A 17764-nucleotide genomic window follows, 5' to 3' on the forward strand; every position below is an offset into this window, starting at 1 on the left:
CTGGAGTTCCGTATACGAACCGGACCAGGCCATATGGCCGGGAAGGCGCTCTTGCGGCCACCCGGCCCATGTGCGTGCGCGGCCTCCCGGCCCCGGTGCGGCGGAGACCTCCGTCACACCGGCGGCCAGGGGATGGCCGGCCACTCGCCGCCGGGTTCCGGGTGGACCCGGGCGGTGAGCAGCGCCTCGACCCGCGCGCGCGTGGCGTCCAGTTCGGCCGGGGTGATCAGCCCCGCGAGGCGTTCGGCGAGCGCCGCGCCCGGCGCCAGCCGCTCCCGGAGCCCGCCGAGGACCGTGACGGCTTCCTCGGTGAGGGCCTGGCCCGCCCAGCCCCACAGCAAGGTGCGCAGCTTGTTCTCGACGTTGAAGGTGACGCCGTGGTCGATGCCGTAGAGCCGGCCGCCGGCGGCGGGGAGCAGATGGCCGCCCTTGCGGTCGGCGTTGTTGATCACCGCGTCGAGCACGGCGAGCCGCCGCAGCCGGGGGTCGTCGGCGTGCACCAGCAGCGCGGTACGCCCCTCCCCCACCTCGGCGAGGCCGATCGCCTTCCAGCCCGGCCCCGGCTCGTCCTCCTCGACCAGGGCCAGCAGTTCGGCGTCGGGGACCGCCTCGATCCAGAGCTGGACCATGCCCTCGCCGTACGGGCCGTCCCGCAGCACGGTCGGCGGGACCAGGCCCCAGCCGGTGGCCTCCGAGACCAGGTAGGCGGCCACCTCGCGGGCGGCGAGCGTGCCGTCCGGGAAGTCCCACAGCGGGCGTTCCCCGGCGACCGGCTTGTAGACGCAGGCCGCTTCCTGCCCGTCGTGGGTCACCGTGCAGTACAGCGCCGCGTTGGAGGCCTCCCGGATGCGTCCGCGCACGGTCAGCTCGCCCTCGGCGAGCAGGTCCGCCGGCGTCATGCTCCGCGGCGGTATCCGTTCTGGCGCGGACATACGTGTCCTTCCGGGTCGAGCGGCAGGCTGCACAGCGGGCAGGGCGGCCGGCCGGCGTTGACGACGTCGAGGGCGCGCTTGGCGAAGGCCCTGGCCTGGGCTCCGGTGAGCCGGACCCGCAGCATCGGCGGCCCGTTCTCCTCGTCCTGGAGCAGCCGCTCCTCGGCTTCGGCCAGGTCCTCGTCGGAGTCGGCGTCCAGCTCCACGAGGGCCTGCGCCTCGACGATCATGCGCTGTTCCTCGCCGTCCCAGGCGAGGGCCATGGTGCCGACCCGGAACTCCTCCTCGACGGGGGTGTCCAGCGGGGCGGTGTCGGTGACCTCGGCGGGGGCGACGGCCGGCACGGCGGCACTGCCGCCGCTGCGCCGCACCACCTCGTCGAGGAGTTCGTCCATGCGCTCGGCGAGCGCGGCGACCTGCGTCTTCTCCAGGGCCACGCTGGTCACCCGGGAGCCGGCGGTGGCCTGGAGGAAGAAGGTACGACGCCCGGGCAGTCCGACCGTGCCGGCCACGAAACGGTCCGGTGGGTCGTAGAGGAACACCTGACGGGACACGTCCTGTCTCCTGGAATCGTCTGGACTTGTGGTTCGGCATCGACTGCGGACCGACTGACCGCTTCACCCTACTGCGGGCGACGATCACGGTGCGCCCGCACCACCCCCGACGGTCGCGTCACCGGCCGGCGGCTCCTCGGGCGGCACCAGGGACGCGAAGTCGCCGGTGTCGCCGAGGCGGACGAGGAAGGGGCGCGTGCGGGTGTAACGGATCGCGGTGATGGAACACGGTTCCACACTGATCCGCTGGAAGAGGTCGAGATGAAGTCCGAGCGCGTCCGCGACGAGCGACTTGATGATGTCGCCGTGCGAACACATCAAGTACACCGCGCCGGGCCCGTGATCGCGCTCCACGCGCGCGTTCCACTCGCGGACCGCCTCGGCGGCGCGAGTGGCCATCGCGCGCATCGACTCGCCGCCGGGGAACTCGGCGGCCGAGGGGTGCGCCTGCACGACCTCCATCAGGGGCTCGTCCTTCAGTTCGGCGAGCTTGCGGCCGGACCAGTCGCCGTAGTGGCACTCGCCGATGCGTTCGTCGGTGTGCGCGGTCAGGCTGGGGCGGGCGTCGAGCAGCGGCCGGACCGTCTCCTGGCAGCGCTCCAGGGGGCTGGTGACGACCTCGGCGAGCGGCAGCGCGGCCAGCCGGCCGGGCAGGGCGGCGGCCTGCGCGGTGCCGCGTTCGTCGAGCCGCACGCCGGGCGTCCAGCCGGCGAGCAGTCCCTCGGTGTTGGCGGTGGAACGTCCGTGCCGGACGAGGATGAGCGTGGGCATGCCGCCCAGGGTAGGCGTACACCCGCGTGCGGTGGCCGGACGCGGAAGGAGAATGCACCCAGTGATCGTGGATTGCGCCATCTACCGGAACGGACGTCGGACGGAGGGCCCCGAGGACTTCTCCGACGCCCTCGACGAGGCGCGGGCGGGGGGCGGGTTCGTGTGGATCGGCCTGCACGAGCCGACCGAGCAGGAGTTCAGCCATGTCAGCGAGGAGTTCCGGCTGCACCCGCTGGCCGTGGAGGACGCCCTGAAGGCCCACCAGCGGCCCAAGCTGGAGGTGTACGAGGACTCGCTGTTCCTGGTGCTGAAGCCGGTGGTGTACGAGCCGGAGAGCGACGCGGTGTCCTCCGGCGAGCTCATGGTCTTCCTCGGCGACGGGTTCGTGGTGACCGTGCGGCACGGCGAGGGGGCCCCGCTGGCCGCCGTCCGGCGACGGCTGGAGCGCGAGCCGGAGCTGCTGGTCAAGGGGCCCACGGCAGTGCTCTACGCCGTCGCCGACGCCACCGTCGACCACTACCTGGAGGTGGCGGGTGAGCTGCAGAACGACCTGGAGGAGCTGGAGACGGAGGTCTTCTCGCCGGACCAGGGCGGCTCACGGCACACCGCGTCGCGGATCTACACCTTCAAGCGGCAGATCCTGGAGTTCCGCAGGGCCGCCGGCCCGCTCGCCCTGCCGCTCACCCGGCTCGCGGAGACCGGGACGTTCGGCGGGGCGGTGCCGTTCGTGGACGAGAAGGCGCGGCCCTTCTTCCGCGACGTCCACGACCACCTCACGCGCGTGAACGAGTCCGTGGAGGCACTGGACCGGCTGGTGTCCGACGTGCTGTCGGCCCATCTGGCGCAGATGAGCGTGCGGCAGAACGACGACATGCGGAAGATCTCCGCGTGGGCGGCCATGGCCGCGGTCCCCACGATGATCGCGGGGGTCTACGGCATGAACTTCGAGCACATGCCGGAGCTGCGCTGGACGTGGTCCTACCCGGCGGTGATCGTGGTGATGGCCGTCCTGGAGGTCCTGCTGTACCGGCTGTTCAAGGGGCGGGGCTGGATGTGAGGGGCCCTCACGCGAACTCCGTGGCCGTCTCCGCGGGGCCGCCGAGGGCGTTGCGGCGCCGCGGCGGCCGCAGGGAGACCATGCGGCGCCAGCCGCCGAGCCGCTCGTAGGCGTAGACGGCGTGGATGCCGGCCGCGAGCACCGCGGACCTGGCCCTGCGCCAGCCCAGGACGCGGCCCATGCGGGACATGACGGCCAGGCTGACGTCCCGGTGCACGCGGATCTCGGCGAGCGCGCACGCGCGCAGGGTGCGCTGGATGGCCCGGCCGTGGCCGGCGCGGGCGAGGCGGAGCAGTTCCTCGTGGCAGTAGGCGAGGTGGTTGTCCTCGTCGGCGGAGATCATCCGGACCGCCCGGCCGATGTCCGGGTGGTCGGCGAAGTGCTTGCGCAGCAGCCCCATCTGCTCGGCGGCGCGCTGCTCGGTGACCCGGCTGTGCGCGAGGTAGGTGACGATGTCCTGGACCGTGAGCGGTTCGTCGCGCCGGAGCCTGTCGTGGGCGAGGCCGATGCCCGCGCGTTCCAGCAGCATGGTGTAGTCGGTCTCGGGCGGGACGGGGACCGGGTCGAGGCCGCGCTTGCGCAGGAGCGCGGTGAAGATGCGCCCGTGCTTGTCCTCGTCGGCGCCGTGCCGGGTGATCTTGGGGGCGAGGTCGCGCTCGCTCGCGGGGACGAGCGCGGCGATCCGGGCGTTCTCCCATCCGCCCTGCGCCTCACCGCCGGCGGCGATGGAGCAGAAGAGGGCGAAGGACTCGTCGTTGTCGAGGATCTCCTGGAACAGACCCTTGGCCGAAAGCATCCGGGACCCCTCTCGGCGGGATACCTGCGGGATGGCGCAGTGCCTCGGAGAACGAGTCAAGTGCGCGACGCGGGGCGCTGCAACCGATGGGCCCGGCGACTGCGCCGAAAGACGGACCGCGATCGTGCGCCGGGGGCGTAACCGGGCGCCGGGCGGCGCGTTGTTCCGCGTGACGGCCGTGGCGGGGTCGACCCCCGAGCCCCCACCACGGCCGCGAAGACCCCGCCGCCCCGGTCCCGGCACCGGGGCGTGCACCGGCCGGGACCGGGGCGCCCTTCAGGGGGCGTCCCGGCGCGCTCCGCGCGGCAGCCGGCCCGGCGTTCCCCAGGGCCAGGGTCTTTCGTCCGGATCAGGCGCGAGCCCGGCATGATCCGAACGAGGCCCTAGGCCAGCCCCGCGCGCTCCAGGGCCTCGGTGCCGGCCCGCAGCGAGGCGAGCCGCTCGTCGAGCGTGAAGCCCGCGGGAGCCAGGCTGAGGGTGGTGACCCCGGCCTCGGCGTAGGCCCTCATCCGGTCGGCGATGCGGTCGACCGAGCCGAGCAGGGTGGTCTTGTCGATCAGGTCGTGCGGAACGGCGGCCGCGGCGCCCTGCTTGTCCCCGGAGAGGTACTTGGCCTGGATCTCGGCGGCCTCCCGCTCGTAGCCCATGCGCCGGGCGAGCTGGTTGTAGAAGTTCTGCTTGGGGCTGCCCATGCCGCCGACGTACAGGGCGGTGTAGGGACGGAAGGTGTCGGCGAGGGCGGTGACGTCCTCGTCCGCGCCGACGGCCAGCGGGAGCGTCGGGCAGACGTCGAAGCCGTCGAGGGTCTTGCCGGCCTTCTCGCGGCCGGCGCGCAGGTGCCTGATCGCGGTCTCCTCCAGGTGGTCGGCGGAGGGGAAGATCAGCAGGGCGCCGTCGGCGATCTCGCCGGTCTGCTCCAGGTTGCGGGGGCCGATCGCGGCGATGTACAGCGGGATGTGCTCGCGCTGGGGGTGGACGGTCAGCTTGATGGGCTTGCCGGGGCCGCCGGGCAGCGGCAGGGTCCAGTGCTCGCCGTCGTGGGTGAGGCGTTCGCGGCTCATGGCCTTGCGGACGATCTCGACGTACTCCCGGGTGCGGGAGAGCGGCTTGTCGAACTTGACGCCGTACCAGCCCTCCGAGACCTGGGGACCGGAGACGCCGAGGCCGAGCCGGAACCGGCCGCCGGAGAGGGAGTCGAGGGTGGCGGCCGTCATGGCGGTCATGGCGGGCTGGCGGGCGGGGATCTGGAAGATGGCCGAGCCGACGTCGATCCGGCTGGTCTGGGCGGCGACCCAGCTCAGCACGGTCGCGGCGTCCGAGCCGTAGGCCTCGGCGGCCCAGCAGACCGCGTAGCCGAGGCGGTCGGCCTCCTGGGCGACGGCGAGGTTGTCCGCGTCCATTCCGGCGCCCCAGTAGCCGAGGTTGATGCCGAGCTGCATGACCATCCCCTTACTGATCAGTAACGTCCCTGGTGGGGCCGACCCTACCGCGTGGACGGCCGGCGCACGCGGGCCCGGCCGGGGACCGCGAAACCGTTGTCCACAGGCAACCCACGGCAGCAGTCGCGGCCAGTAATCTCGGCGGACATGGAGCAGAGGCATCTCGGCCGCACCGGCCTGCGTGTGTCCCGTATCGGTCTAGGCACCCTGACCTGGGGCCGGGACACGGACGAGCATGACGCGGCGGACCTCCTGAAGACGTTCTGGGAGGCCGGCGGGACCCTCGTCGACACGGCGGACGTGTACGGGAACGGAGAGGCCGAATACCTGCTCGGACGCCTGCTGGACGGACTGGTCCCGCGGCGGGACCTGGTCATCTCCACCAAGGCCGGCAGCGTCCCCGATCCCGACCGGCGGTTCGACGGCTCCCGAGGGCACCTGCTGGCCGCCCTCGACGCCTCCCTCACCCGGCTGGGAACCGACCACGTCGACCTGTGGCACGTCCACGCCTACGATCCCGGGACACCCCTGGAGGAGACGCTCCAGGCGCTCGACCTCGCGGTGAGCAGCGGACGGGCGCGGTACGCCGGGGTCTCCAACTTCTGCGGGTGGCAGCTCGCCAAGGCGGCGACCTGGCAGCTGGCCGCGCCGGGCACGCGGACCCGGCTGGCCGGCACGCAGATGGAGTACTCGCTGCTCCAGCGCGGCGTCGAACGGGAGGTGCTGCCCGCGGCGATCGACCTCGGCATCGGGCTGCTGCCCTCCTCGCCGCTGGGGCGCGGTGTGCTGACCGGCAAGTACCGGGGCGGCGTGCCCGCGGACTCGCGCGGCGCCTCCGACCACCTGGCGCCGTTCGTGGAGCCCTACCTCGACGACACGGCCGCCCGGATCGTCGACGCCGTCACCACCGCGGCGGACGGGCTCGCGGTGACCCCGCTGCAGGTGTCGCTCGCCTGGGTGCGCGACCGGCCGGGCGTGACCGCGCCGATCGTGGGCGCGCGCAACGCGCAGCAGCTCACGGCGGCACTGTCAGTGGAGGCGCTTAGTCTTCCTGACGAGATCTGCCGGGCGCTCGACGATGTGTCGGCGCCCGTGCACCGCTATCCCGATCACGACTGGAGCACGCTGTGAGCACGGAGCCGGAGACCACCGAGGACGCCGCGCAGAGGACGCCGGGCGCCGCGGCCGAGGGCGGCACCCCCGGGTCCGGGGCCGGGGACCCGGCGGGACCGCGGGGCTCCGGGGCCGACGCTGAAGGACCCGGCGAGGCCGGCGGGGCTCGGGCCGGCGCGGACCCGGAGGGGGCGGCGGGCGGCCCGCCGGACGACGACGCTGCGGACGAGGCCGGCGGAGCGCCGTCCGCCGGGGCGGCCGGGACCGGCGCGGCCCAGGTGTCCGAGGCCGAGGCGGAGCTGCTGGCGCAGCGACTGGAGCGGGAGCGGATCGAGCGGCGCAAGGCCGAGAAGAAGGGGCCCATCGAGGCCGGCACCAAGCTGAGCGGCAAGGCCGCCGACCTGCTCGCCGCCGTGCGGGCCGTGGAGAGCGGCGAGAAGCCCGTGTCCGCGGTGTTCGCCGAGCCCGGTCCGGCGGCGCGGCGACCGGCGCCGGAGCCGGTGCGGCGCACCCAGCCGGTGACCCCGGCGGTCGCCGCCGCGCCCGCCCCGGGCACGGTGGACGGGGTGCGGCGGGTGCTGGCCGAAGGGGGCGCGCCCGAGGCGCTGGCGCCGCAGGCCGCCACCGTACTGGGGGACGGCGCCGAGGAGCGGCTGCGGGCGGACCCCTGGCTGCTGCTGAGGGTCCCCGGAGTGCGCCCCGAGCAGGCCGACGGGTTCGCGCGGGCGCTGCTCGGCGCGGCCTGCGGCCCCGACGACGAACGGCGGCTGCGGGCGGTCACCGTCTGGCTGCTGGAGCAGGCCGCGCTGGCCGGGCACACCGCGCTGGAGATGCCGGCCCTGACCGCCGCCCTGGCCCAGCGGGGCGTGCCCGACCCGGACGCTGCGGTGCACGGCGCCCTCGCGGAGGGCGAGATCCTGGCCTTCCAGGACGGGCTGGACGAGGCGGCGGAACCGGTGGATCCGGCGGAGGCCGGGGAGGGTGAGGCCGCGCCGGAACCCGTGCGCGTACTGGTCGGCCTCGAGCGGTACGCGCTGGCCGAGGAGAGCCTGGCCGACGGTCTCGCGCGGCTGATCGGCTCGGCGCCGCGGCAGGACGGCCCGGACGCGGACTGGGAGCGGGCGGCCGCCGCGGCCCGGGGCTCGGCCGCCGAGCTGATCCGGGCGGTCGCCGGGCACGGCCTGGTGCTGCACACGGGCGGCGAGGCGGCCCGCGCGGAGGCCGCGGAACTGCTGGGCGCGGCGGCGGAGCTGGGGCTGCGCGCCTGGGCCGCCGTGCACAGCCCCCTGGGCCGTGGCCGGTTCGCGCCGCAGGCGCCGGTCGCGACCCTGGCGGGGCTGCTGTCCGGCGCCGAAGGGCCCGGACGGGACGCCGACGGGGCCCTGGACGTGGACCTGCTGATCGTGCTCGACGCGCCGCAGCTCGACGTGGAGGCGGGCGCCTCGCTCGTCGAGGCGCTGCCGGACGGCGCCCGGCTGGTGCTGTCCGGGGACCCGGCGGTGCTGTGGTCGGCCGGGCCGGGTCGGGTCTTCGCCGATCTGCTGGCCGCGCGGCGGGTGCCGCAGATCGCCTCCCGCCGTCCGGATCCCGGTCCGCTGGGCGAGCTGGTCTCCGGGATCGGGGCCGGCGAGCTGCAGCAGGTCGACGCGCCGGGCAAGGAGGTCGTGATCGTGCCCGTGCGGGACGCGGGCGAGGCCGTGCACCGGACGGTGCAGCTGGTCGCCGACTCGGTGCCGCGGGCGATCGGCGTGCCCGCCGAGGAGACGGTGGTCATCACGCCGGGCCACGGCGGCGCGGCCGGCACCCGGGTGCTGAACGCCGCGCTGAAGGAACGGCTGAATCCCGGCCCCGGGCGCTTCGGCGGTTTCGACCCCGGCGACCGGGTCGCCTACTCCCCCGCCCCGGGCCGCACCGTGCCGGGACGCGTGGTCGGGGCCGACGCGGACGGGCTGCGGCTGTCGTGCGCGGGCGAGCCCGTCGTCGTCCCGCGCGAACGGGTGGAGCAGTGCGTACGGCACGGGTGGGCGCTGACCGCGCACCAGGCGGCCGGGGGCCGGTGGCCCGCGGTGGTCGCGGTGCTGCCGGGCGACGCCGCCCAGACACTCACCCGGCCCTGGGTCTACACCGCCTTCAGCCGTGCGGAGCGCCATCTGTCCGTGGTGCACGGGGTCGAGCAGGCCCTGCCGAGAGCCGTCGCCGAGCGGCCGGCCAAGCCGCGCACGACCCGGCTGCCCGACCTGCTGCGCCCGCAGACGCCCGCAGCCGAGTAGCCGGCGGACACGGCACGGCGGCCACCGGTCCTCCGGTGGCCGCCGTTCTCCCGGTGCTCTGCGTGCGTGCCGTGTGCTGGGTGCTGTGCGTCGGTGCTGTGCGTCGGCGGACCGGGTCGACGATCCGGGTCGACGATCCGGGTCGACGATCCGGGTCGAGGGCCCGTCTCGGGGGCCGGGTCAGCGGTCCGTGTCGGGGTCCGGGTCCAGGGGCTCCAGTTCGTCGTCCTCCTCCGCGTCCTCGTCCGCGTCGAGGTCGACGTCGTCCACGTCGTCGTCGAGGTCCTCGTCGAACACCGCACTGACGTCGAAGCGGCAGACCACCCGCTGCGGGTCCACGGACTCGAAGGGGGCGGCCAGCCATTCGCCGGGCTCGGGGAGTTCGTCGGAGGCGGTCACCCACAGCGTGGAGTCGGCCTCCTCCAGGCCGAACTCCTTGTGCCGGGAGGCGATCTCGTCGGGTTCGAACTCCCCGAACAGCAGGCCCAGCGCCCCGTTGACGGTCTCCGCGGCGTCCGAGTCGCCGCCCCCGTCCGCCGCCTCGATCCGCCGGGCCTGGGCCAGCAGCCGCTCGGGTTCCGCGACCGCGTAGTCGCGGCGGATCAGCACGCTGAGCGCGCTCGGTTCCTCGGGCCCCGCGTAGGGCGGCAGGGAGTCGTCCGCGCCGGGGATCTCGAAGGGCGTGACCTCGTCGTAGCGGTCGTAGAGCAGTTCGTCGTACGCCTCCGCGGCCGCGGCCAGCTGGTTGAACGCCTCGTAGACGGCCGGGTCGTCCTCCCCCGACCGGCGTTCGACCGCGGCGAGATGGCGGTCGAGCGCGGTCTTGACCGCCTCGGCGGCGGCGCGTACCTCGGCAGCGGTGGTGGGCTGCGCAGCATCAGACATACTGCAGACGCTATCCGTACCGGGCCCCAGCACGCACAATAGATGCGATGCCGGAATACGAATTTGTCGACGTGTACGTACCGCGCGGGGTCTCCCGCAAGGACGCCACACGTCTGCTGACGGACCATGCCGAGTACGGACACTGGGAGTTGCACCGCCTGAGCCTGCTGCGTGACGGCAGCCGCAGGGTGCGGCTGCGTCGGCGGATCATCCGCCAGGTGCGGGCCACCTGGTGAGGTGAGAGGCGCAGCGGAGCGGGCCCCGCCGGTCGGCGGGGCCCGCTTCGTCGCGTCGGCGTGTGCGATGCGTCACGCCGCGGCGCGTGCCCTGCGGTAGAGGACGGCGCCGGCGAGCAGCGCTCCCGCGCCGAGGGACGCGGCGGCTCCCACCGGCAGGCCGCTGCCGGTCTCCGCGAGCCGGCCCCCGGGGTCGCCCCCCGGAGTCCCGCCGTCGGTCCCGGGCGGGGTGTCCGGGACGCCGGGCTCGTCCGGGGTGCCCGGGTCGCCGGGCCGGCCGGGCTGCTCCGGTGTACCGGGCGGCGTCGTGCCGGGCGGTTCGGTACCCGGCGGGTCGGTGCCCGGCGGAGGGGTCCCCGGCGGTTCGGTGCCCGGCGGAGGGGTCCCCGGCGGTTGGGTGCCGGGCGGCGGGGTGTGACCGCCGCCGTCGGCGCAGTCGTTGCCGAGGGCCGCGTTGCCGAGACCGATGACGTCGACGGTGTTGCCGCAGACGTTGACCGGCGCGTGCACCGGCGCCTCGACGTGGTTGCCCGAGCCGACGCCGGGCGAGCCGGAGGTGTGCCCGCCCGTGTGCGCGCCGCCGGAGCCACCGTGGCCCCCCGGGCCGTCGTGGCCGGGCCGGCCGCACGCGTTGCCGGCCGCCGGGTTGAGCACCCCGACGACGTTCACGGTATTGCCGCAGACGTTGACCGGCACGTGCACCGGTGCCTGCACGGTGTTGCCGGACAGCACCCCGGGCGAGTGGGAGGCGGAGCCGCTCGCGCCGGAGTGCGCGTGGGCCTGACCGCCCGCTGCGGCGATCACCCCCGTGGCGGCCGCCACCGTCATCAGGCCCTTGCGGGTGGCCTGTCGCATTTCTGGATTCCCCTTCGACGTCGTGACGGAACCGGGTCGTGAGGCCCGGTCGTGAGCTGCCGGGAGAGCGACCGGCCCCGGAGCGCGTGGCGCGCGTTCCGGGGCCGAGGGGCTCAGGCCCTGGCTGAGGTGAGGCCCGATGTCACGCGTTGATGCAGGTGTTGCCGAAGGTGGGGTTCAGGAGCCCGATCACGTTGACCGTGTTGCCGCAGGCGTTCACCGGGATGTGCACGGGCACCTGGACCACGTTGCCGGACGCGACACCCGGGGAGTGCACGGCGGCACCCTGGGCGCCGGAGTCGGCGACGGCCATGCCCGCGCCCGCGAGAACGAGTCCACCGGTGGCGGCGGCAGCGGCGACGACCTTCTTGAGCATTGTTCCTCCTAGTTGGCAATGCGATCCCAAGCCTCGGATCACACCACCGGTAACGAGGAGGGGCTAATAGAGCTACGACCCTATGAGCGCATTCACCCGTCCCGGTTCACCGTCGTACACGCGGGCGAAACCGGGCCGGGAGGCAGCGGGGCGTCAGGAGGCGTCGAGGAACCGGTCGAGCACCCGGACGCCGAACTTCAGCCCGTCCACCGGGACCCGCTCGTCGACGCCGTGGAACATGCCGGCGAAGTCCAGCTCCGGCGGCAGCTGGAGCGGGGCGAAGCCGAAGCAGCGGATGCCGAGGTCGTCGAAGGACTTGGCGTCGGTGCCTCCGGAGAGCATGTAGGGCACGGCGCGGGCGATCGGGTCCTCCGCGCGCAGGGCGCTCTGCATCGCGTCGACCAGCTTGCCGTCGAAGTCGGTCTCCAGGGCCTTGTCGGCGTGCACGTCCTCCCGCTTCACGCGCGGGCCGAGGATGCGGTCCAGGTCGGCCAGGAACTCCTCCTCGTACCCGGGCAGGAAGCGGCCGTCGACGTGCGCGGTGGCCTGGCCGGGGATGACGTTGACCTTGTAGCCGGCGCCGAGCATGGTGGGGGCCGCCGAGTTGCGCAGGGTGGTGCCGATCATCTTGGCGATGCCGCCCAGCTTGGCGAGCGTCTCGTCCATGTTCTCGGGGTCGAGTTCGGTGCCGAGCGCGTCGGACAGCTCGTCGAGGAAGGACCGCACGGTCTTGGTGACGCGGACCGGCCACGTGTGCCGGCCGAGCCGGGTGACCGCGTCGCACAGCTCGGTGATCGCGTTGTCGTCGTTGGTCATCGAGCCGTGGCCCGCCGTGCCCTCGACGGTGAGGCGCATCCAGTGCATGCCCTTCTCGGCGGTCTCGACGAGGTAGAGCCGCAGCTTCTCGTTGACCGTGAAGGAGAAGCCGCCGACCTCGCCGATCGCCTCGGTGACGCCCTCGAAGAGGTCCGGGTGCCGGTCCACCAGGTAGCGGGCGCCGTAGGTGCCGCCGGCCTCCTCGTCGGCGAGGAAGGCGAGGACGATGTCGCGCGGGGGCTTGCGGCCGCTGCGCAGTCGGTCCCGGACGACCGCGAGCGTCATCGCGTCCATGTCCTTCATGTCGACGGCGCCCCGGCCCCACACGCAGCCGTCGGCGATCTCGCCGGAGAACGGGTGGTGGGTCCAGTCGTCGGCGTCGGCCGGGACGACGTCGAGGTGGCCGTGGATGAGGAGGGCGGGCCGGGACGGGTCCGCGCCCTCGATGCGGGCCACGGTGGAGGCCCGGCCGGAGTGGGATTCGAAGATCTGCGGCTCCAGCCCCACCTCGGCCAGCTTGGCGGCCACGTACTCGGCCGCCTTGCGCTCGCCGGGGCCGGAGTGGTCGCCGTAGTTGCTGGTGTCGATGCGGATCAGCTCGCTGCAGAGGTCGACGACCTCGTCCTCGCCGGTGACGCCCTGGCCGGTGCCCGTCTGGCTCACGCTGGTTCCTCCCGCTGTCGCCGCTGGTGGTTCCCCCACATCCTCCCCCTTGGCCGTCCGGGGCCCAAGAGCGGACCCGCCCCGTCACACGCCGTTCACGCGGGACGTGCGGGGGCGGGGGGTGATCGGCCACCGCCGAAAGCCTGGTAATGTTTACGTCGTCGCCGCGGGGCACGCGCCCCGCACGACAGACACCTTGTCCGGGTGGCGGAATGGCAGACGCGCTAGCTTGAGGTGCTAGTGCCCTTTATCGGGCGTGGGGGTTCAAGTCCCCCCTCGGACACCAGCCGGAACCCCGGTCGCCACGGCGACCGGGGTTCCGTCGTTCCCGGGCCCCTCGACTCCCGCCGGTCGCATCGGAATCAGCGTCCACATGACGCTTCCCGGGTCCCACCTGACGCATCCCGCCCCATCTCGGCGGGCGGGCGGCCGAAAGTCCCGCCGCGGGGCCGGGCCCGCGCGACGTTCCGCAACTTTTCCGCGCGCCCCCCGCACGCCGGGAAACACCTGTTCGCTTGCTCCCCTTCCCACCGGGTCGCGCGCCGCGCCGCCCTCCGGTTTTACAAGGCGCTTGACTGCACCTTACAGAGCTTGTTGACTAATTCCGGCGCAGTCGGCCCCCGTGGAACGGCAGGCCGGGCGGGCGACGGGGGCTGTCCGGTTCGGGACTCGACTGCTGCTCGACAACCCAGGTGACAAGAGGTGAAGCTCTGTGACGACCCAGGGAAGCCTGATGACGGAGCACCGGCCGGGGGCCGTGCCGAGAGTCACCCCGGGGCACCCGCAGCCACTGGGTGCCACCGTCGACGCCGACGGCGTGAACTTCTCGATCTTCTCGGAGCACGCGACCCGCGTCGATCTGCTGCTGTTCGACCGCTGTGACGCGCCCCAGCCGTCCCGGGTGATCCGGCTGCACCCGGAGCGGCACCGCAGCTTCCACTTCTGGCACTGCCACGTGGCCGGCCTCGGCCCGGGGCAGGTGTACGCGTACCGGATCGACGGCCCGCGCAACACCGCGCACTCCGGGACCCGGTTCAACCACCGCAAGGTGCTGCTCGACCCGTACGCCCGGGCGAACATCAACACCCGCTGGGACCGCACCCAGGCCCTCGGCACCGCGGACAACGTCGAGCACTCCATGCGCAGCCTGGTCGTCGACCTCGGCGACTACGACTGGGAGGGCGACCGGCCGCTGCGCATCCCGATGAGCGAGACGGTCATCTACGAGATGCACGTGAAGGGCCTGACCGCCTCCCCCACCTCACGCACCGCGCACCCCGGCACCTTCTCGGCGGTGGTGGAGAAGATCCCCGAGCTGAAGCGGCTCGGCATCACCGCGGTGGAACTGCTGCCGGTCTTCGACTTCGACGACACCCAGATCCTGCGCAACGGCCCCGACGGGGCGCCCCTGCGCAACTACTGGGGCTACGACCCGTACGGCTTCTTCGCCCCGCACACCGGATACTGCTCGGCGCCCCACCTGGCCGCGCACATCACCGAGTTCCGGGACATGGTCAAGGCGCTGCACAAGGCCGGCATCGAGGTCATCCTCGACGTGGTCTTCAACCACACCAGCGAGGGCAACGAGTACGGCCCGACGATCAGCTTCCGCGGCGCGGCGAACGAGGCCTACTACCACCTGTGGCCGCAGGACCGCAGCCGGTACATGGACTTCACCGGGTGCGGCAACGCGGTCAACGCCAACCATCCGATGGTCACCAAGTTCATCCTGGAGTGCCTGGAGTACTGGGTCACCGAGCACCACGTGGACGGGTTCCGGTTCGACCTCGCCTCGGAGATGTCCCGGGGGCCGATGGGCTACGAGATGGCCGTGCCGCCGTCGCTGTGGGCGATCGAGCTGTCCCAGGTGCTGGCCGAGACGAAGATCATCGCGGAGCCGTGGGACGGCGGCGGCCTGTACCAGGTCGGCCGGTTCCCGGGGAAGCGCTGGGCGCAGTGGAACGGGCCCTTCCGGGACGATGTACGGCGCTTCGTGCGCGGGGACGCCGGACTGGTCGGGGAGATCGCCTCCCGGCTCGGCGGCTCGGCGGACCTGTTCTTCCCGCAACAGGTGCTGCCCACCAACAGCATCAACTTCGTGACCTGCCACGACGGCTTCACCCTCAACGACCTGGTCAGCTACGACCACAAGCACAACCACGCCAACGGCGAGGCCGACGCGGACGGGGCGCACGAGAACTTCAGCTGGAACTGCGGGGTCGAGGGGCCGACGGACTCCGAGGAGATCGAGCGGCTGCGGGTGCGGCAGATCAAGAACTTCCTGTCGATCCTGATGCTCAGCCGGGGCGTCCCGATGCTGCTGGCCGGCGACGAGTTCCGCAACACCCAGCACGGCAACAACAACGCCTACTGCCAGGACAACGAGACCTCCTGGCTGGACTGGGGGCAGGCCGAGAAGGAGACGGAGATCCGCTCCTTCACGGAACACGTGATCGGCCTGCGCAAACGGTTCCGCACCTTCCGCGAGCCCCGCTTCTTCACCGGCCGTCCGAACGAGCGGGGGCTGCCGGACGTCACCTGGCACGGCACCCGCCTCGAGTGCCCCGGCTGGGAGCACTCCGACGCCCGGGTCCTCGCCGCGACCTTCGGCGGCTTCGACGGCGACCCGGATCTGCATCTGATCCTCAACATGTACCACCTGGGCCTGGACTTCGAGCTGCCGGCCGTCGACGGCCACCGCTGGTACCGGGTCCTGGACACGGCCTGCCCCGGGCCGCGCGACCTGCTCCCGGCGGGCGGCGAGGAGGCCGTCGACGGCCATGTCTTCCACGCCCACGGCCGCAGTGTCGTGCTGCTCGTGGCCTTACCCGACGAGAAGGGCACGTGAGATGAGTACAGACGCCGACCGTCGTATCTACTCCGACACCCTCGCCGGCTACGTCACCTACTTCAGCCCCACCGAGCACCGGTTCGGGCTGCGCACCTCCGACGGCCGCGAGTACACCGTGCACCTCGCCCGCAACGTCGTCTCCCGGGTCGTCCGCAACCTCGGGGACCCCTACCGTGACACCACCGGCCAGACCCGGGACATGCTGGGCTCCGGGCGGTTCCTGTTCGCCTACGGCATCTTCTACGAGTGGCCGGGCGGCAACCGGTTCGAGGCGAAGGAGATCACCTTCCCCGAGGAGAGCCGGGGCCACTACGTGTTCGAGCACCCCAAGTGGTGGGTGCAGCAGGCCGCCGCGATCGCCGACTTCTACCTGCGCGGGCAGTTCCCGGACGGCAAGTACGACTGGCGCAACTACCGCACCCACCTCACCCTCGACGGCGCCCACCTGCCCGAGCACGCCGGGGACAACGTGCGCCAGGAGACCGACACCATCTCCCGGCTGGTCTACGGCCTGTCGACGGCGTACCTGCTGACCGGCGAGGACCGGTTCCTGGACGCGGCCGAGAGCGGCACCGAGTACCTGCGGCAGTACATGCGCGTGGACGACAAGCAGGACGGGATCGTCTACTGGTACCACGGGATGGACATCACCCCGACCGGGCGGCGCAAGGTCTTCGCCTCCGAGTTCGGCGACGACTTCGACGCCATCCCGATGTACGAGCAGATCTACGCGCTGGCCGGCCCCACCCAGACGTACCGTGTCACCGGCGATCCGCGGATCCTGGAGGACATCGACCGCACGGTCGCCCTCTTCCAGCGGTACTTCCGCGATGAGGAGCGCGGGGGCTTCTTCTCGCACATCGACCCGATCAACCTCAGCCCCTGCGACGACGCGCTGGGCCGCAACCGCTCGCGCAAGAACTGGAACTCCATCGGCGACCACGCGCCGGCCTATCTGATCAACGCCTACCTGGCCACCGGGCGTGAGGACTTCGCGGCGCTGCTGGAGGAGACCGCGGACACCATCGTGGCGAAGTTCCCGGACGAGCCGGACAGCCCGTTCGTCCAGGAGCGCTTCCACGAGGACTGGACGCCGGACCGCACCTGGGGCTGGCAGCAGGACCGCGCCGTGGTCGGCCACAACCTGAAGATCGCCTGGAACCTGACCCGGATCCGGGCGCTGCACGACAAACCGGAGTACGGCGAGCTGGCCCGCCGCATCGGCGAGATCATGCCGCCGGTCGGCAGCGACCAGCAGCGCGGCGGCTGGTACGACGTGGTGGAGCGGCGGCCCGACCCGGACAGCGGCATCCACCGGCTGGTCTGGCACGACCGCAAGGCCTGGTGGCAGCAGGAACAGGCGATCCTCGCCTATCTGATCCTGGCGGGCACCTGCCAAGACCCCGAGTCGCTGCGGCTGGCGCGGGAGGCGGCGGCGTACTACAACGCCTTCTTCCTCGACCACCAGGACGGCGGCGTCTACTTCAACGTGCTGGCCGGCGGGGTCCCGTACCTGGTGGGCACCGAGCGGTTCAAGGGCTCGCACTCCATGGCCGGCTACCACGCGCTGGAGCTGTGCTACCTGGCCGCCGCCTACACCGGTCTGCTGATCAGCCACGAGCCGCTCACCCTGCACTTCCGGCCGCGGCCCGGCGATCTGCCGAACCGGGAGCTGCGGGTGGCGCCCGACCTGCTGCCGGCCGGCTCGGTGGAGCTGACCCGGGTGTGGGTCGAGGGCCGCCCGCACCACCACTTCGACGCCAAGGAGCTGACCGTCAGGCTTCCGGAGAGCGACGTACCGCTCCGGGTGCGGGTGGAGCTGGAGCCGGTGCAGATGCGGCTGCGGATCCGCGGCGAGTTCGACGGCGGCACCGCGCACGTGCGGTGCGCCGGCGCGGTCGACGGCACCGAGCTGGAGAAGTTCCGCCGGGTGCTCGGCGAGGTGATGGCCGCCGGTCCGCGGCGGGTGGAGTTCCACCTCGGTGAGATCACCGAGATGTGCCGGCCCGCCGTCAACGAACTCCTCGTGCAGCGCACCAAGGCGGGTCTGGACGTCGACTTCGTCGTCGTCGGGTCCGTGCCGCCCGAGGTCCGCGATGCCCTGCTGGCCACCGACGCCTTCCTGCTGGAAGGCGAGGAGGACTGAGAAG

The 17764-nt window shown here is 72.9% G+C and carries 15 protein-coding genes and 1 tRNA gene; 7 read left to right on the forward strand and 9 right to left on the reverse strand.

The window, feature by feature from the left end; all coding sequences use genetic code 11:
• Nucleotides 1-113: 113 nt before the first annotated feature.
• The 3 genes from SGLAU_RS06810 to SGLAU_RS06820 all read right to left on the reverse strand — a co-directional run bounded on the left by SGLAU_RS06810 (nucleotide 114) and on the right by SGLAU_RS06820 (nucleotide 2257).
• Complete coding sequence (locus SGLAU_RS06810) at nucleotides 114-932, reverse strand: SCO1664 family protein (protein WP_208868888.1); 819 nt, start codon at nucleotides 930-932, stop codon at nucleotides 114-116.
• Nucleotides 896-1486, reverse strand: coding sequence for a DUF3090 domain-containing protein (locus SGLAU_RS06815; RefSeq protein ID WP_043499266.1), 591 nt, complete (start codon nucleotides 1484-1486; stop codon nucleotides 896-898). Before SGLAU_RS06815 ends, SGLAU_RS06810 begins: the two co-directional genes overlap by 37 nt.
• 84 nt (nucleotides 1487-1570) lie before the next feature.
• A complete protein-coding gene (locus SGLAU_RS06820) occupies nucleotides 1571-2257 on the reverse strand; it encodes a histidine phosphatase family protein (protein ID WP_043499268.1) in 687 nt (228 codons plus the stop codon).
• A gap of 61 nt (nucleotides 2258-2318) precedes the next feature.
• Between SGLAU_RS06820 and corA the strand changes: the two genes are divergently transcribed.
• A complete protein-coding gene (gene corA / locus SGLAU_RS06825; protein WP_043499269.1) occupies nucleotides 2319-3314 on the forward strand; it encodes a magnesium/cobalt transporter CorA in 996 nt (331 codons plus the stop codon).
• Nucleotides 3315-3321: 7 nt separating this feature from the next.
• Here the strand turns inward: corA and SGLAU_RS06830 are convergent, their stop codons facing one another.
• Both SGLAU_RS06830 and SGLAU_RS06835 read right to left on the reverse strand, forming a co-directional pair.
• On the reverse strand, nucleotides 3322-4110 hold the full coding sequence (locus SGLAU_RS06830; protein ID WP_043499271.1) for a ferritin-like domain-containing protein: 789 nt from the start codon (nucleotides 4108-4110) through the stop codon (nucleotides 3322-3324).
• Between the two features lie 383 nt (nucleotides 4111-4493).
• Nucleotides 4494-5549, reverse strand: a complete 1056-nt coding sequence (locus SGLAU_RS06835) for an LLM class F420-dependent oxidoreductase (protein ID WP_043506348.1) — start codon at nucleotides 5547-5549, stop codon at nucleotides 4494-4496.
• Nucleotides 5550-5696: 147 nt separating this feature from the next.
• Between SGLAU_RS06835 and SGLAU_RS06840 the strand changes: the two genes are divergently transcribed.
• Together SGLAU_RS06840 and SGLAU_RS06845 are read left to right on the forward strand one after the other, a co-directional pair.
• Nucleotides 5697-6680 (forward strand): aldo/keto reductase, encoded by a 984-nt coding sequence (locus SGLAU_RS06840; RefSeq protein ID WP_043499274.1) that lies wholly within the window; start codon nucleotides 5697-5699, stop codon nucleotides 6678-6680.
• Nucleotides 6677-8932, forward strand: a complete 2256-nt coding sequence (locus SGLAU_RS06845) for a helix-hairpin-helix domain-containing protein (RefSeq protein WP_043499277.1) — start codon at nucleotides 6677-6679, stop codon at nucleotides 8930-8932. The genes SGLAU_RS06840 and SGLAU_RS06845 overlap by 4 nt, the downstream gene beginning before the upstream one ends.
• A 180-nt stretch (nucleotides 8933-9112) precedes the next feature.
• On the opposite strand, the gene SGLAU_RS06850 is transcribed toward SGLAU_RS06845, so the two are convergent.
• Nucleotides 9113-9817, reverse strand: coding sequence for a hypothetical protein (locus SGLAU_RS06850; protein WP_043499279.1), 705 nt, complete (start codon nucleotides 9815-9817; stop codon nucleotides 9113-9115).
• 47 nt (nucleotides 9818-9864) lie between these two features.
• On the opposite strand from SGLAU_RS06850, the gene SGLAU_RS06855 reads away from it, so the two are divergent.
• Nucleotides 9865-10053: a DUF5703 family protein gene (locus tag SGLAU_RS06855; protein WP_043499282.1), complete on the forward strand. Its 189-nt coding sequence runs from the start codon at nucleotides 9865-9867 to the stop codon at nucleotides 10051-10053.
• A 72-nt stretch (nucleotides 10054-10125) separates the two neighbouring features.
• Here the strand turns inward: SGLAU_RS06855 and SGLAU_RS06860 are convergent, their stop codons facing one another.
• The 3 genes from SGLAU_RS06860 to SGLAU_RS06870 all read right to left on the reverse strand — a co-directional run bounded on the left by SGLAU_RS06860 (nucleotide 10126) and on the right by SGLAU_RS06870 (nucleotide 12763).
• Entirely contained in the window at nucleotides 10126-10908 is a 783-nt protein-coding gene (locus SGLAU_RS06860; protein WP_043499284.1) for a chaplin, read from the reverse strand.
• Between the two features lie 142 nt (nucleotides 10909-11050).
• Nucleotides 11051-11284 carry a chaplin ChpH gene (gene chpH, locus SGLAU_RS06865; protein ID WP_043499286.1) on the reverse strand — a complete coding sequence of 78 codons (234 nt, stop codon included), beginning with the start codon at nucleotides 11282-11284 and terminating at the stop codon, nucleotides 11051-11053.
• 153 nt (nucleotides 11285-11437) lie between these two features.
• Nucleotides 11438-12763: a M20/M25/M40 family metallo-hydrolase gene (locus tag SGLAU_RS06870; RefSeq protein WP_043499289.1), complete on the reverse strand. Its 1326-nt coding sequence runs from the start codon at nucleotides 12761-12763 to the stop codon at nucleotides 11438-11440.
• Nucleotides 12764-12961: 198 nt separating this feature from the next.
• On the opposite strand from SGLAU_RS06870, the gene SGLAU_RS06875 reads away from it, so the two are divergent.
• From SGLAU_RS06875 to SGLAU_RS06885, 3 genes are all read left to right on the forward strand, one after another.
• A tRNA-Leu gene (locus tag SGLAU_RS06875) sits at nucleotides 12962-13049 on the forward strand.
• 426 nt (nucleotides 13050-13475) lie between these two features.
• The gene (gene glgX, locus SGLAU_RS06880) at nucleotides 13476-15611 is read left to right on the forward strand and encodes a glycogen debranching protein GlgX (RefSeq protein WP_244315184.1); all 2136 of its coding nucleotides are present in this window, start codon (nucleotides 13476-13478) and stop codon (nucleotides 15609-15611) included.
• Nucleotide 15612: 1 nt separating this feature from the next.
• Nucleotides 15613-17760: an AGE family epimerase/isomerase gene (locus SGLAU_RS06885; RefSeq protein ID WP_043499291.1), complete on the forward strand. Its 2148-nt coding sequence runs from the start codon at nucleotides 15613-15615 to the stop codon at nucleotides 17758-17760.
• Nucleotides 17761-17764: the final 4 nt, after the last annotated feature.

It is taken from the genome of Streptomyces glaucescens, from assembly GCF_000761215.1.
Lineage (GTDB): Bacteria > Actinomycetota > Actinomycetes > Streptomycetales > Streptomycetaceae > Streptomyces > Streptomyces glaucescens_B.